14 protein-coding genes are annotated in these 16,085 nt (G+C 33.6%); all 14 read right to left on the reverse strand.

Translation table 11 applies throughout. The features are described 5' to 3' along the window. Positions 1-106 precede the first annotated feature (106 nt). The 14 genes from ACERII_RS18490 to ACERII_RS18555 all read right to left on the reverse strand — a co-directional run bounded on the left by ACERII_RS18490 (position 107) and on the right by ACERII_RS18555 (position 16,075). Positions 107-652 (reverse strand): acyltransferase, encoded by a 546-nt coding sequence (locus tag ACERII_RS18490; protein WP_373644265.1) that lies wholly within the window; start codon positions 650-652, stop codon positions 107-109. A gap of 204 nt (positions 653-856) precedes the next feature. After that, positions 857-2,356: a lipopolysaccharide biosynthesis protein gene (locus ACERII_RS18495; protein WP_373644266.1), complete on the reverse strand. Its 1,500-nt coding sequence runs from the start codon at positions 2,354-2,356 to the stop codon at positions 857-859. A gap of 771 nt (positions 2,357-3,127) precedes the next feature. Next, positions 3,128-4,273 (reverse strand): glycosyltransferase, encoded by a 1,146-nt coding sequence (locus ACERII_RS18500; RefSeq protein ID WP_373644267.1) that lies wholly within the window; start codon positions 4,271-4,273, stop codon positions 3,128-3,130. 277 nt (positions 4,274-4,550) lie between these two features. After that, positions 4,551-5,696: a hypothetical protein gene (locus ACERII_RS18505; RefSeq protein WP_373644268.1), complete on the reverse strand. Its 1,146-nt coding sequence runs from the start codon at positions 5,694-5,696 to the stop codon at positions 4,551-4,553. A 59-nt stretch (positions 5,697-5,755) separates the two neighbouring features. Further along, positions 5,756-6,853 carry a glycosyltransferase gene (locus ACERII_RS18510; RefSeq protein WP_373644269.1) on the reverse strand — a complete coding sequence of 366 codons (1,098 nt, stop codon included), beginning with the start codon at positions 6,851-6,853 and terminating at the stop codon, positions 5,756-5,758. A gap of 64 nt (positions 6,854-6,917) precedes the next feature. Beyond that, entirely contained in the window at positions 6,918-8,084 is a 1,167-nt protein-coding gene (locus ACERII_RS18515) for a glycosyltransferase family 2 protein (protein WP_373644271.1), read from the reverse strand. 3 nt (positions 8,085-8,087) lie between these two features. Then, positions 8,088-9,092 (reverse strand): ATP-grasp domain-containing protein, encoded by a 1,005-nt coding sequence (locus tag ACERII_RS18520; protein WP_373644272.1) that lies wholly within the window; start codon positions 9,090-9,092, stop codon positions 8,088-8,090. Then, entirely contained in the window at positions 9,082-10,029 is a 948-nt protein-coding gene (locus tag ACERII_RS18525; RefSeq protein WP_373644273.1) for a 1-aminocyclopropane-1-carboxylate deaminase/D-cysteine desulfhydrase, read from the reverse strand. The genes ACERII_RS18520 and ACERII_RS18525 overlap by 11 nt, the downstream gene beginning before the upstream one ends. Then, complete coding sequence (locus tag ACERII_RS18530) at positions 10,016-10,552, reverse strand: GNAT family N-acetyltransferase (RefSeq protein WP_373644274.1); 537 nt, start codon at positions 10,550-10,552, stop codon at positions 10,016-10,018. The genes ACERII_RS18525 and ACERII_RS18530 overlap by 14 nt, the downstream gene beginning before the upstream one ends. A gap of 19 nt (positions 10,553-10,571) precedes the next feature. Then, positions 10,572-11,207: a sugar transferase gene (locus tag ACERII_RS18535; protein WP_373644275.1), complete on the reverse strand. Its 636-nt coding sequence runs from the start codon at positions 11,205-11,207 to the stop codon at positions 10,572-10,574. Between the two features lie 3 nt (positions 11,208-11,210). Then, positions 11,211-12,323 (reverse strand): DegT/DnrJ/EryC1/StrS family aminotransferase, encoded by a 1,113-nt coding sequence (locus ACERII_RS18540; RefSeq protein ID WP_373644316.1) that lies wholly within the window; start codon positions 12,321-12,323, stop codon positions 11,211-11,213. Between the two features lie 504 nt (positions 12,324-12,827). Further along, positions 12,828-13,223 (reverse strand): prepilin-type N-terminal cleavage/methylation domain-containing protein, encoded by a 396-nt coding sequence (locus ACERII_RS18545; protein WP_373644277.1) that lies wholly within the window; start codon positions 13,221-13,223, stop codon positions 12,828-12,830. Positions 13,224-13,700: 477 nt separating this feature from the next. Continuing rightward, positions 13,701-14,060, reverse strand: coding sequence for a four helix bundle protein (locus ACERII_RS18550; RefSeq protein WP_373644278.1), 360 nt, complete (start codon positions 14,058-14,060; stop codon positions 13,701-13,703). 200 nt (positions 14,061-14,260) lie between these two features. Then, on the reverse strand, positions 14,261-16,075 hold the full coding sequence (locus ACERII_RS18555) for a polysaccharide biosynthesis protein (protein WP_373644279.1): 1,815 nt from the start codon (positions 16,073-16,075) through the stop codon (positions 14,261-14,263). Positions 16,076-16,085 lie beyond the last annotated feature (10 nt).

Below are 16,085 nucleotides of genomic sequence, written 5' to 3' on the forward strand. Positions count from 1 at the left end.
AGCTGTTTGAGTTCCGCTAATACTATTTTTTAGTAAGAATAAAATTGGTAAGCCAAAGTTTCTGTACTAGAATTTTTTATTTTACAGTTTTTCCATCGTCTACTTTTTAGGATCTGACCACAGGCACCGACCCTAATTCTGATTGTGGTAAATCTTTAATCCTTTTTACCGGAACACCTGCATATAATCCATTTGGTTCGCAATCTTTGGTAACAACCGACCCAGCAGCAATTATACAACCTTTATTAATAGTTACACCTGGCAAAATTGTTGCTCTAGCACCAATCCAACAGCCATCCTTGATATGGATATCGTACCCCATAGCTGTTAATGCACGCTTATTTTCCTCACCGATTTCATGGGTAGCTGTACATACCATAACTTCTGGTCCAATAGAAACATGACGTCCTATCTCTATTCGCCCTGAGTTTTCAAAGAAACAGTTGTAATTGATGAAAGTCCCTTTACCTATACTCACTTTTGTTTCACTAAAAAAACACCTTGGTGATATACTATTTGTTTTTATATCCATACCCATCAATTTATAAATACCTGTCCTAACATGGTGAGGCGTGATAATAGATGAAGCTAAAACATTCACCATTATATATTTGAACTTTTTCTTTATTCTTTTTTCCAATCGTTTATACACTCAGCTTCTCCTCTCTAATTTTCTTCTTATAGTTTCAGCTTATAAAAGATTATGAATTAAGCTTTACTAAAACAACACATTGTTTTCCTTTGGACTAGGTTATTTCTCCTACACCCGTTGCATTGTATTGTATTGCAGTAAGAATGAAGCAATAACAGATATATTATTGTAATTTCCCATCATCTAACTTCTTTTTATCAATTCTCATGATGACCTTTTTATAAATGGTAAATATACCTTTTTTAACATCTTATCCGGTAATAATTTAGTTATTAGTAAGCTTATTTCTTTACGCATGCTAGGAAACAAGAGTAAAATTCCAAAATAAAATATAACACAAATGACAATTGAAAAAATATTCCATTGTAGACTTTCAGATAACCGGAGAATAAAATATCCCAATATCCACATTACACCTGCTGAAATTAAAGAAGGCAATACATTTTTAAGAGTTTTAAGTATCTGTATATTTATTGCTAACTTCATTATTATTAAATGAACTATTATAATTTGTATTCTAATCAAAGATCTTGCATAAACAAGTACCCAAAAACCATATTTTGCACTTATGATAATTGTCGGTACTAGAACAACAAGGTGTAATATTTCTGCTAGTAATGAAAGTTTTGGTTTTCCCTTAGCTTGATATACTATACTGCTAAAATGCCCTAATACAATCGTAATGGAATTGCTCAATGCTGCAATTCCAATAATAACACTAGCTTCTTTCCATTGGTCACCTAACATTAGTTGCGTTACTAAATCTCTGAATAAAAATACACCGATACCTATTGGTAATAATAAAGCTGAAACGAGCCTCTGAAACTTAAAAAACAAATCATTAAATTTTATATTATCATTTTGCAAACGCGATAATGCAGAAAACAATATTGGTACAGTTGCACCAGTTATAATGCCTAATATTGAATTAACCATTATGGTTGATGTTTTATATATACCTAAATAGTACTCACTGAAATAATATCCGATAATAAATGCATCAACCCATGCACTAATCCATATGAATATAGCAACTATTAACGACCACATGCTAAACGAAAGCATTTCTTTTAATATTTTTAGGTTGTAGAAAAAGGTTGGCTTCCAATTTGATTTGATAGTCAAAAATACCGCATTAAAAACATGCATAACAATGGTACCAATAATTAAAGACCAATAATTAAAACCAGAAACTGCTAAAGGAATAGTCACTATAAAAGGAATAAGTATAGATATGACTCGGACAATAAATAGAGTTTTATAGTTAAAATCACGTCTAAAAAGTGCCATTTGAATGCTAGAAAAAGATGTTAAAGGTAATTGGACACAAGCTACAATGACAACTATCCCTAGTCCAGGATTCCCCACCAAAATAGCTATCTGTTCATTAAAAGTTATTATTAATCCCCATAAAAAAAGTGCAAGCACAAAATTTGTCCAAAAAGCCACATTCGCATTTCGATGCTTCTCTTTTTCATCTTTAAATTCATGCTGTACCAAATACTTTTGGAATCCAGCATCGGTAAACATTTCAACAAAACTAATTATCATAGTTATTGTTGCAATAACTCCAAAGGCTTCTGGTGCCAAAACTCTTGCCAGTATTATTGTTGTTAACGGTACGATAATTTTTGCAATTATTTCAGTAATTGAAGACCATTTGGTTGCAACTAAAATTTTCTTACGCAATTGCTGTTCTTCCAATATTATTATCTCCTCTTAAATGCTTATATTGGACACATATACAAATAGCTGAGTAGTTTTAATTCAATTAATTTTAGAGATGTCATTAACTTTGCATAAAAATGTTTTCTAACTTGTTAAGCGATTTTATGAAAAACTTGTTTCAAGCAAAAAACTCCTTATTTTTAGGTTTAGTAGTTCTGTCCAAATCCTAATTAAAAGGAGCTTTCCCATGGAGATAATACCATAAATCTATAATTAATGAACAAACTACTTCCAAACCAATTAACGACCTCTCAGCCAAAGAGATTGGAGACCTCTTTCGTCACCGCTGGGATAAAGTAAAAATGTTTATCAATGGGAGTCTTAATAAAAACAAGACGTAAATTTGACGGCTCCCTACTGGAATGAGACGTACCTTGAAAAACCTGTCGTTTAAAGGGTTAAAAGCTTTTACTCGGAACTGTCTAGGAAACCAACTTGTACTTGAACAGGACACAAAAGGCATTACTGGGAATAAGATTTTCAAATCAGTGAGAAACAGTGTAACGAAGGTGAGGTAAGCCATTTAAACAACCTCGTGTACGATTCATTGTTCTTGAAATCCGAGGCTGTTTTTTGACGATTGGTTATTAATTTAATGCAATGCTAGTGAAAAATTGTTTTAATAATTGATATCTTCCACCAGTCAAGAGTCAGTTTTTAGATTGCTACTTAAACATTTGGTAGCGCGGGGGCATTCGCTATAAAACCTTAATTAGTTTAGTTTTAAGAAAAGCACTTACTATACCTTTATTTTCCTTTACGACTCTCAACTACTTCCTCCTTAAGGGGAAGCAATCCATTTACAAAACTTAACCATTTATGCTTAATATCATCTTCATTAAATTGTTCCAACCAAACAAACGCATTGTTAATTTTTGAAGTTCTAAGTTCTGGTTTTTTTATATAATTAATAATGGCTTCAGCCAGCTCTTGCTCATCATCAATAGGTACTAGTAAACCACATTCACCGTCATTTAACATTAGCCTAGCCCCACCAGGTGTGCAATCCGTAGCTATACAAGGTAGACCATTTACCATAGCTTCTATTAATACATTTGGTATTCCTTCAGAACGAGAAGGTAGAACAAACATCTCTGCCCCCCTACACCTATCCATAACATTTAATACAGAACCTGGTAAATCTACCACATGTTCTAACTCATATTCATTAATCAAGTTTAACAAGTTTTCACGTTCATCACCTTCTCCATAGATTAACAATCTATATTCAGGATATTTGTTACTTACAATCTTAAATGCCTTAATTAAAACATCAAATCCTTTTCTAAATTGAAAACGTCCTGCTGACACAATATAATGAGATGGAAGGAACATTTTTTGCTTATCTCTATTGAAAGAACTGCGTTCAATAGCTGGATTAGGAATAATAGAAGTATGTTTTTTTTCTGGCAGATCATAAAATCTTTTTGCCATTTCTGTTTGAAAAACAATTCCATCGCAATGCCTATATAAAAATGAAGTCACTATTTTCCATAATTTAGTCTTATTGTATGGATCAGCCCGTTGTGAGAATAAAGTAATACAAGGCATCTTACGTAGAGCCCACCACGTCAATAATGAAATACGATCATCAAATGCCAATGCTATGTCGGCATTAACACCTTTGCAAAGCGAAGCTATTTGGCGTTTAATACTCCGGGTGTATATCCATGCTTTTACTATACTCATTTTTCGAATTGCTTGTCCCTCATTCAGTCCAAAAGTGTGAATTGTAATATCAGGAGAAAGTTCCAAAGATATTTTAGTATTCTTTATCAAAGCTAAATGAACCTTATATTGCGAACTCAAATTATTTGCAACAAAGGCTATCATTTTTTCTGCACCGCCTACATTCAAGTGAGGGTGAACAATCACTATTGTCGGCTTCTTCATAAGTTAGGTCACTCCCTTTTTTAGAACTCCGTACTTTTCTTTCTAATACTCCAGAAGGAAAATTGTTGATAAAATTAAAATTTGGTAAAGCACTATTAATTTCCCTTTATTTTTAGATTAGTACTGTTATAGTAATAAATAAAACAAACCAAACAATTAAGCATAGTTTGCTTAATTGTTTAAAACTGTTTTGGCCTTCGTCATAATAACTACATTTCCCTCAAACTACTTGGGACCGAATGTCCTATTGGATATAATTACTCTTAAAAAAACTTTTTTATCCTGGCTCCTGCATTGTCTGCTTATTTCGACTCATATTTTGAGCTAAACTCAATGAAATTACGAGAGGTAACCATAGGTATAATGAATCTACAAAGTTATTTGCCATCAATACTAAATCAAAGCTCGTTCTCACCAACAAACCAATAAGATACGCTGCGCCAACTAATACGTAAGGGTTTGAAAGGTGGTTATAAAAACGTAACCAAATATAATACAAAAACAGCACAAATAGAAACAGAAGTAAATAACCACCTTGACCACGCAAAAATAAAAATAAATTATGAGAAGACATCCCAAACATATAATTTACGCTAAATTCCCCACCAACTAAATTACCTCCGTGACCAAATAATTGATGATTAGACAAGTAATTTTCTAGGTAACCCCATAGATGTTGTCTGCCTGAAAATAGATTCTTTCCACTAAATTCTCGAACCCAGACATTCCATTGACTACTTTCAGACATGTTATACATCCACAAGTATATTTTGGGAATTAATATAATAATTGAAGTTACAGTCCAAAAAGTTACTTTATACAGCCTTTTTCCTAATTTAGGCAAAATAATGATACATAAAGCAATAACTAATAAAGCTAGTACACGACTTCGATCTCCAGAATCCCAAAAAACGACCATGTATAAAAAACAAAGAGCGACCTTTTTCCACGTCCCGGATACCATTGCTAACGAAAAAAAAGTAAATGCAAATAATGGAGTAGAAAAGCCAGTTCGTTCAGTAAATATCATAAAATATATAGCGAAAATTTGGTACACCACAATTACAATTTTGAGTTGTTTTATGCTTTTTAGCGGGCTGTCACCATTACTAGCACTCCAAACAAAAAGTAATAGTACTAATTGTTGAAAAATAACTGAAAAATAATATTGATTATACGTTAATAGCAACCATATTAAATTATAAAAAACCCAAACAAAAATGATTATTAGTAATTGATTGAAATAAAACACGCTTGATCTCAGGATAAATATTATTATACAGATTAATGCAAATCCTATAGATATTAACTTGACAGTAGAAGTATCTCCAATAATAAATGCATCAAATAGAGATAAAACTATGCTACCTAAAATTAATAGTGAAAATATATTATTAATATAGTAATTCTTGTTAGTTTCCATGATATACATTTCCTAACGATTTAATGTTTACTCTTATTTTCTATAATGAGATTATAATTTTATTTAATAATATTTTCATAAAGTTCAATTTCCTTACCAATTGTATTTTCTTCAAAATACTTGGTATTTTTTTTTGTTGGTAAACTAATAGATATTTTTTTAATTATTGGTTCAATATTTATATTCAGATCATCATTGTTAATGTATCCAACATTATCAAAACCACCAAAGATCTCTTTACAAACATCAATATTTGAAGTAATTAAGGGTATACCAAAAGTGGCAATTTCACAAGCCATTACACCTTGTGCATCAGCCCTTGTAGGTATCAGGGCACACTTTGATTTATTTAGAAAATGTATAATTTCATTATGTGATAAATTTTTCTCTATCCATTCTAAGTTTCTTGGTTTATCATTATATTCATAAAATTCTCCTTTTCCAATTACACAAAAATTATACTTTGGGTTATCTTGTGCTATCCTAGTAACAACATCAATTGCATATTTAGAACCATCTAGGTTATTCCTTATAGTAATAAAATCATAATTTTTTTCTGATTTAAGATCATAACTATTTTTCTCGAAATTCTCTCCTATACAATTATAAATAATTCTCTTATTCCCTTCTATTACTTCTGGCTCTATCTCTGTGGAATCTATAAACATATCGTACATCCACTTACTAACAAATATAAATTGGGTCTTATATGCAATTTTTTCAAAGTATTTTTTCCAAACTTTCAGTTTGAAATTATCGTAAATTCCTCTTCTTATTTTTGTTCGAATTTTAACTTTTTTTGTATAACTGTATGGGGGTGGATATACTTTTGACGTTTTTAATACCTCGTGCCCATGAAAGAAAAACACAATATTATCATAGAGATCACTATATTTCTTTAAGAATCTATAATGGTTTCTAAGGTTAGGTGCATGCGAAACAAGCAAGTCAAACTTTTCACTTTTTATTTTTTTTTCATAAGTACTTAATGTATAAACCTTAACATTATCCAATTCATAATCATTTTTTGCGTCAAAAGATATAACTGACACATCAATTCCTTTTTGGACATACCATTTGTTTCTACTATGAATATACTGTAACGACACAAAGCCATCTGGCCGAGGATAACTAGTTGCTAATACTAAAATTTTCATAATTTCAATCCTTTCAAAGCTTCAAAGCTCTACTGCAAGCTTCTGTAATTTTCTTTCAAGGCTTTTATCTTGTACTCTCTGCCTTCTCCCAAAACGGCTTTGCTTTTCCAGTTAATATATTATAAACACCAACCCATTGAGCAAATAGAGTCACACAGTAGTAATATATTAAAGTTATATATTTATTGTTTGACTTTGTAGTCACCTTAACTAACGCTAATAGGTAAAACAATACTTGCCCTATAAATGTTAATAAATAAAACCAGTGCTCTTGGATTAATAAAGTATTAGTAATAAAAACTAGTAAATGAGCAAACCATAACAAATATCTACAAGTTCTATGCCCTAAGTAAAAATAAGAAAACCATCGATACTTAAATATATTTAAGATACGAAGGTCTGGTAATATGTTTCTCAAAATCCCTCGATTCATTCGTACTTTACGTTTAAACTCATCTTCTATAATTTCTCCAGCTTTTTCATACGCTATGGCATCAGAATTATATAGAGCCTTTTTACCATTCAACGCATAGTATCTTGGCATATTTCCATCATGACTTTTTATTGGTTCAAAGTCATAATATTCAGCGTTTCTGCAAGCATAAAGAGCACCATTTCCTGCAGTAATTGTTTGAATATTACTCTCAATTTTTCTTAATTTTGTGTCGCTATCCCAATATGTGTTTTCTGAATTTGTAACATCACTATAATTTTTATTTATGATTACCAATCTACCACTAACATAACTAATATCATCGCTAGTAAATGCGGAAACTAATTCTCTAACTGAATTAACTTCCAACATAGAATTAGCATCAGTCATAACAAGGATTTCACTTTCAACAGTTTTCTGCGCCTCATTCTGAGCATTTGTTTTTCCCTTACGCTGTTTTACTTCAAATAACCGAATTCTATAATCAGGATTATTAATTATAAAACTTCTAACTAATTCATTGGTCTTATCTGTACTATTATCCGAAGCCACTAAAAACTCGATCTTATCGATTGGGTAATCCAGCTTTAATACATTTTCTAACTTATCCTGTATAACTTTCTCTTCATTATGGGCAACTATCATTACTGTCACCGTTGGCTCATACGTATAGTCCTTTTTTAGGGTTCTATGTTTGTATATTCGGTTTAGAATTTTTAATGAGAGTGGATAGCCAATCATAGCCCAGAAGATTATAAAAGCATTCAAATAAAAAATAAGAAGTATCACGAATTTCATGTTCTAAACCTCTCTCTTATAACTGATTTCCACTATATCTCTTATAATCTTTACCTCATTAAACTTCATCATATAAATACCTTCATCATAATTACCAATAGTATCTACATTTATATTTCCATAGATATTGTTAATAATCATCTCTGGCACGTTTACACCACTCTCATATGCATGAGGATAACCTCCACCAAAACGAGGATTTACTTCAGAGATATAATATTCACCATTGACTTTAAAAATATCAATATCAATAATACCTTTAAACCCAGTCTCTTTTACAAATTTTGAGATTAAATCAAGTAGCTGCTCATCCTTAATTGAAACGGATTTGTCAGTTTCACCAGCCCTCATCTTAATCTTCTCTTTTATAAATACCGCAACTGGTTCACCAGAAATCAAATCAATATAAACATCAGCGCCGTATTCCAATCCATCCATGAACTCTTGAATCATTAGATTGTCAAATCTACTGAATAACAACTCAATTTCTTCTTTCGATGTTACTTTACTTATATTAATACTTGCACTACCTCTCACAGGCTTAACAAACACTGGATAGTTTATTACTCCAGCTTCTATGTCACTGTAAAAGATCTCTTTATCTATATAACTCTTAACAGTATTGAACCCATTATGAACTAAAAACTCAAACATCTTATATTTATCAAAACATAGTTCCACAACATCTAAATCTGATACAATAGGCGTCGTACCAATATCCAGAAAGGCCTGTTTATGTTCTGCAAGAAGACATAGTTCAGGGTCGATTAATGACACGACTGCTTTAATCTTATTCTCTTTGCAAATAGAGAGAATCGTTGCTAGATATCCTTCATCATTCATTCGAGGGACAATAAAGTGTTTATCTGCCTCATATAGGGCTGGAGCCAAATCACTGCAGTCTGTTGCAATTACAAGTCCTCTACCATCTAACTCTTTTTTAAAATACTGCACAATTTTATTTCTAGTACCACAGCTCAATATAAGTATGTTTAAATCATCGCTCATCATTTAGATCCTCCAATTTATCAAAAAACAATGGTGTCCCACCCGTGTGAATAAATAGTATCTTCTTATCCGTAATATGATTCTTTTTGATATACTCTTGCATGCCCCAAAAAGCTTTACCAGTATAAGTTGTATCCATTGGGATACCATCTTTAATTAGAACATCCCTGATAGTTTGTAATATTTTGTCGTTATGGGAACCATATCCATCAAGTACATAGTCGTCTATAAATACTATGGCTTCAGATACGATTGGTTCTTTATTCTGACTCAACAAATAACTATTAACACTTTCAAGAACAACTTGACTACCATTAGGATTTTTTCGTGCATTGCTTATTCCAATAATTTCTCTCTCATCGCCATGTAGTATTTTCCCACATACAAGTCCGGCTTGAGTTGTCCCTGTTCCAGATGTATGAAAAATATAATCAAAATACATGCCTGAAGATTTTTCGTAATCTACAATTTCTTCATATGCATTAATATAAGATTGTGTCCCAATATCACCATGGCCTCCCCCTTGGATAAAATAAGGATTGTAACCTTTTGCTCTTAATTCATCCATTTTTCTTTCAATCGTAGTACTTACTTGGGATACAGGACACTTCGTAACAAACGCACCAAACAATTTAATCATTTCACTATTAGTGGTTGGATAACTTGAAACAGTTGGTGAAATAATATGGCATGGTATACCCTTTGCAGCTGAGATATTAGCTATAACTCTACAATGATTAGAGCTACTGCTACCATACGTAACTACACAATCTGATTTTGTTAAGATTAAATCTTCGAAAAAAAGAACTGCTTTTCTCGCTTTATTTCCTCCAAATGATATGGGAATAAGGTCATCTCGCTTTATATAATATGAGTTGTTATTTAGATTTTCACTTAACCTTTGAATTGGAGTTGCTTGATATTTATTTAATTCCAATTTTCGTTACACCTACATTATGAATATAGTTTTCTACATTTAAGTTATATATATATCTATCTACATATTTCCCGTTATAAAATAGATCATTTTTTAGTAGTCCCTCTTTTACAAAGCCACTCTTTTCGAAGAGTTTTTGAGCTGGAACATTATCTATTTCTGTATAAAGATATATCTTTTTAAGGCAAAATTCCTTAAAAGCCCTTTTGATTAAAAGGTCCGTTGCAACGTTAGCTATGCCCTTACCTTTAAACTTGTCTCCACCAAGACAAATATAATATTCCGCTTCCTTACTATTTAAATCAATATTCAGTAGTCCAATTAATCCAGCAGGTTCGCCAGCGTAAGTAATGGTATAGTCGATCCTATCGTTTCTACCTTCAAGTGATTTGAACCATTGAAGGGTCTTATCTTCTCTTAGAGGCAAATCATAATGCAGGTACTTATTATTTCTATCATCATTTATCCATTTTACCTTATATGGTATATCCTCTTCTTGAAATTTCCGAATGGCGATTTCCATATTAATAACCCCTCGCAATTTAATTAATGTTAGATGATTTCTCTGACCCTTTTACATTGTTATGAGTATAGATACTTTCACGTTTGAATAGCTTCTGCAGTGTCATAAAGAGAATCTTAATGTCTAACCAAATATTAAACATTTCAATATACTTAACATCAATTGGAATTCGTTCATCCCAAGATACAGAATTTCTAACGGTGACCTGTGTTAAACCAGTCATACCTGGCTTCATTTCGAATCGTTTTCGTTGAAAATCACTATATTCTTCAAATTTATATGGATGATGAGGTACGGGAGGTCTCGGGCCAACCAAACTCATATCACCAGTAACAACATTCCAAAGTTGAGGAAGTTCGTCCAAGCTTGTGGCACGAAGTATTTTTCCTATTTTTGTAATTCGGTTATCACTTTCAGTTTTCACAAATAAACCTGAGCCGATTTTTTCAGCATTAACAACCATCGTTCTGAACTTTAAAATCTTAAAAACTCTACCATCCTTGCCAAGTCGTTCTTGTTTAAAAAACACTGGACCTTTTGAAGTCAGCTTAATGGATAGTGCAATAAAAATAAGAATTGGGGAAATAATGATTACACCTATTAAACTTCCAAAGAAATCTAGCATACGTTTGATAAATAAATTTAATACTCGCATTGTTTAACTCCACAACCCCTTAATAGTCTTCACAACTCTTTCTAAGTCCTCATCTGTCATCTTCGTATCAGATGGCAAACAAACCCCATTCTCAAACAACTTTTCAGATATACCTTCACCCACAAAATCATACTTCTCAAAGTAAGGCTGCAAATGCATCGGTTTCCAAACTGGTCTTGACTCGATATTCTCAGCTTCCAATGCATCAAAAATATCAAGAGGTCTAACTTTACCAGTCAACGTAATCGAACTTAACCAGTAATTCGGTTCATCCCATTCATTACTAGGCATAAACTCAACGCCTTCTAGTCCAACAAGCTCTCTCTTATAAAACTCTAAGATATAATTCTTCTTTGCAACTCTCTGATCTAAAACCTTGAGCTGTCCTCTACCAATCCCAGCAACAACATTACTCATACGGTAATTAAATCCTAATTCACTATGTTGATAATGCCTTGCCTGGTCTCTTGATTGAGTTGCCCAGAATCTAGACTTGGCAATTCGTTCTTCATTGTTAGAAACAAGCATCCCACCACCAGAAGTTGTGATAATCTTGTTTCCATTAAAAGAGAAGATGCCATAGTCACCGAAAGATCCAGTATGCTTACCTTTATAGTAAGTACCCAGTGACTCAGCAGCATCTTCTATAACCGCTACATTATGTTTCTTACAAATCTCCATGATCTTATCCATATCAGCGGATAAACCATATAGATGAACAACAATTACTGCCTTAACTTCTGGATACTTCTCAAAAGCTTCTTCCAATGCTTTAGGGCTCATATTCCAAGTTTCGTAATCACTGTCAATAAAAACAGGAATCGCATTTTGATAAATAATTGGATTTGCCGTAGCTGAGAACGTAAGCGTTGGACAGAAAACAATATCCTCTTCTCCAACACCTGCCGCTTTAAGAGCTAGATGAATAGCAGCTGTCCCAGAAGATAGTGCAGCAGCAGCTTTTGAACCAACCTTGGCAGCAAGTTCTCTTTCAAACTCATTTACGTTTTCACCAAGGGGCGCAATCCAGTTTGTATCAAAAGCTTCCTGTACGTATTGCATTTCATAACCTTCATCACTCATATGTGGTGAAGAGAGGAATATTCTTTCTTTCACTTTTGTCGACTCCATCTTCTAGACTTCCTTCCCTTTTTAAGTTAAAATTTTGTAGATTAGGACTTAATTAGAAGTTTTTCCTCTAACCAACTACTAAACCACTAAAAATTATTATCTACTACTGATAGCCACCTCGCATTTAATATCCAATATGCGAAATAGATGAAAAAACTATATATAGTACATTTTACTGAATTAAACTAAATTTAAATACTACATATTGTGTTTTCTTATCAAATTCCAATACTCAACTCGTAATACCTATTCAATCAACAACATTCAATCACGAAGTTTTTTTCATTTTCTCATTAATCTCTACCGTGTTTCTTCCTATCAAACTACCATTCAATCAAACCTTAAAAACAACTAAAAACACTCAAAACCCTTATGCCACAAGGCTTCCATCGCCTTATCTGATTACGATAGTCAGTTCCCTACAAACATTCAATCTAGGATAATATATGCAAATTTGAGCTCGAAGAGCTAGTAGCAACCCTAAACTTACTAGAAAAACGGCACTCCTCCACCACTCTCATTATCATTCGAATCTCCCTCGTTTTCATTAGATTCTCCATGATTACTACACTTAACTTCACCATCAACAAAAGTGATATCACAATCTAATTGACAAATATTTTCGTCATAATTACCTATATATTGAATGAAGAAGCTATGAGAATGATCTATTTCTCTTATACTCAGCTCCGTTTTATACATTCTTTCTAATTGTAACAAGTTAGCTTCACATACATCTTTTTTCGTTTTTGCTATGAGTCCATTAACAGTTGGTACTGCGATTGCAACAAGAATAGAGAGAATAATGAGCACTACTAAAACTTCAACCAAAGTAAGACCTTTTTCATTTATAGAATAGCCCTTATCTTTACTCAAAGTATTCATAGCAGTACTCCTTCTCAAAAGTATCCTACCAAAGAGTATTATAAATAGCTCGAAGAGCTGCAATCACTCCAGAGATCTATTTAAAATCAATCTCCCAAAAATTCAACCCTTTATTTAACACCCACTCTAAGTCTTTTCCTATCCAACTAACCTCTAACCAACTAGCAAAACTAATCCCTACCCAACCACATCATAAAGCCTCTCCACCCTAAAATGCGCAATATCCAACACCTGATCACGCAAGTGATCAACAGGTAAACTATCAAACTCACCTATAAGCTCAAAAATAACCTCCACATTCACCGGCGCCGTCTTCCCCTGATAAATCATTGGATAAATTTGCTCGTCATGTACCTCATCATCTTTTAGTTGGTTAGAAGTTAGGGGTTAGTTGGTTAGGTTAAGAACCATAGTCTTCCGACCATTAAAAAATCTCTTCCTAACCAACTAACAGCTATCCAACTAGTCACTTGCTAACTAGTCACTACCCAACTTCCTCAATATCCCATTAATCATTTTTCCAACTTCATCCGCTATATATAGAATGCCATTGTACCGGTTTACTTCTATATAATGTAAGTCTTTCGCCAACAACAACTGATACTTCACTTCTTCCAATGACCCCCGTGCCATTAACAAGAACCTTCTATATTCTTTATTAGAACCTCTAGCTTTACCTTCCACAATATTACTAGGAATCGAAACCGCCGCTCTCCTAATCTGAGAAGTTAATCCAAAGAGTTCTTCTTTAGGAAAACCTTTCGTTATTTCATATATCTCCAATACTAAAGCATGTGACTTCTGCCAAACAATTAGCTTACTAGTATCGCTGTACATGAACGAAAGCCTCACTCTCTTTTTTGTTGGTTAGTAATTAGGGGTTAGTTGGTTAGGTTTTAAGCTCGAAGAGCTATTATCACTTAATCTATCAACCTCTGACATCAAGCTCGAAGAGCTAACATCAAATCAAATAGAAACCTTTAATCCCGCATCAATAACCAACCAATCTTTCTCCTAACCAACTATCAAACTAAAACCTATCCAACCACATCCAATAGTTTCTCCACCCTAAAATGCGCTATATCCAACACCTGATCACGCAAGTGATCAACAGGTAAACTATCAAACTCCCTTATAAGCTCGAAAATTACCTCAACGTTAACAGGAGGTGTTTTTCCTCTATAGATCATCGGATAAATCTGCTCATCATGTACCTCGTCTTTCCCAAGAAGCTCTTCAAACATCTTCTCCCCGGGTCTCATCCCACTGAACTTAATCTTTATCTCGTCCTCCGTAAAACCAGACAATCGAATCAAGTTCTTAGCCAAATCCACGATCTTCACCGGCTCTCCCATGTCCAGCACAAAGATCTCTCCACCTTTTGCAAGAGCTCCCGCTTGAATCACAAGCCGTGAGGCTTCTGGTATCGTCATAAAATACCTCTCCATATCAGGGTGCGTAACAGTAACAGGTCCACCTGCTGCGATTTGCTTTTTAAATAGTGGAATAACACTTCCGCGACTTCCTAGTACATTCCCAAATCGAACCGCTACGAACTTTGTGTTACTCACCATATCCATATGCTGAATGATCATCTCGGCAATTCGCTTCGTTGAACCCATCACACTTGTTGGGTTTACTGCTTTATCTGTGGAAACCATCACAAACACTTTTACTCCTGCTTCATCTGCAGCTTCTGCGGTATTCTTTGTTCCGATCACATTGTTTTTCACCGCTTCATGTGGATTCCGCTCCATCAACGGCACATGCTTGTGAGCTGCTGCATGATATACAACATCAGGTAAATGCAACATCATAACAGCTTTCATTCTTGCCGCATCTTGCACATCCGCTATTTCTGTAAGTATTTCAATCTGTTTAAACTTATTTCGAAGCTCTATCTCAATCTCATAAATACTATTTTCTCCATGTCCTAAAAGAATAAGCTTAGATGGGTTAAATCCGCAAACCTGGCGACATACTTCCGACCCAATGGATCCCCCTGCGCCAGTAACTAACACTGTTTTCCCCGTTAACTTACCAGAAATAGATTCTGAATCTAGTGTCACTGGATCTCTACCAAGTAAGTCCTCTACTTGCACATCCCGCATTTCATTTACAGAAACTTTCCCAGACATAATATCTTCCACAGAAGGCATAATTTGCGTCTTAACTTTTGTATTTGTTGTTTCTTTAATAATATGGTTCACATCCGACTTCTTTGCAGAAGGGATGGCAATGATGATATGTTCAATATCCTTTTCTTCCACTACATTTTTAATATCCTTTGTTAACCCAACTACAGGACATCCAAGAATTTCTAAATGTTGCTTCGTAAAGTCATCATCAATAAACGCCACAGGATACAACTCTGATTTTTCACTATTTAGTAGCTGCCTTGCTACCATCGTACCCGCAGCTCCAGCACCGATAATTAATGTGCGCTTTTTGTTTTTGTTAGGCGATATTACCGTATCTCGATATACTCTCCATATAAAACGAGATGCACCTATGAATATCATATGAATCATCCATGTAATCACAAGCGTTCGAGTGTATACCGTTTGGAACATAGAAAATTGAATAAGAGCAACAACTAAAATAGATAACGTCACACCTTTAAAAATTGCCATCAGTTCATGGATACTCGCATATTGCCATACTCGTTTATATAGCTTAAATAGATGCGCAAACACATGATGACTAATAAATAACGCGATGGAACTCACAATCAATGCAGTAGTAATCATGGAACTGGAAAAAGCCAATAACCAATATCCTATAAAAATAGAGAAAAGCACGATAACCGAATCTACTAACACTAATAATGACAAACGCAATCGATAACCCAATCTTCCTCCT

It is taken from the genome of Evansella sp. AB-rgal1, assembly GCF_041820985.1.
In the GTDB taxonomy this organism is placed as follows: Bacteria; Bacillota; Bacilli; order Bacillales; family Salisediminibacteriaceae; genus Evansella.

Excerpts from the sequence above, each read along its gene's own strand:
- ACERII_RS18500 (WP_373644267.1), bottom strand. The coding sequence starts at position 4,273 with ATGAAGAAGCCGACAATAGTGATTGTTCACCCTCACTTGAATGTAGGC.
- ACERII_RS18505 (WP_373644268.1), bottom strand. The coding sequence starts at position 5,696 with ATGGAAACTAACAAGAATTACTATATTAATAATATATTTTCACTATTA.
- ACERII_RS18510 (WP_373644269.1), bottom strand. The coding sequence starts at position 6,853 with ATGAAAATTTTAGTATTAGCAACTAGTTATCCTCGGCCAGATGGCTTT.
- ACERII_RS18515 (WP_373644271.1), bottom strand. The coding sequence starts at position 8,084 with ATGAAATTCGTGATACTTCTTATTTTTTATTTGAATGCTTTTATAATC.
- ACERII_RS18520 (WP_373644272.1), bottom strand. The coding sequence starts at position 9,092 with ATGAGCGATGATTTAAACATACTTATATTGAGCTGTGGTACTAGAAAT.
- ACERII_RS18530 (WP_373644274.1), bottom strand. The coding sequence starts at position 10,552 with ATGGAAATCGCCATTCGGAAATTTCAAGAAGAGGATATACCATATAAG.
- ACERII_RS18535 (WP_373644275.1), bottom strand. The coding sequence starts at position 11,207 with ATGCGAGTATTAAATTTATTTATCAAACGTATGCTAGATTTCTTTGGA.
- ACERII_RS18545 (WP_373644277.1), bottom strand. The coding sequence starts at position 13,223 with ATGAATACTTTGAGTAAAGATAAGGGCTATTCTATAAATGAAAAAGGT.
- ACERII_RS18550 (WP_373644278.1), bottom strand. The coding sequence starts at position 14,060 with ATGTACAGCGATACTAGTAAGCTAATTGTTTGGCAGAAGTCACATGCT.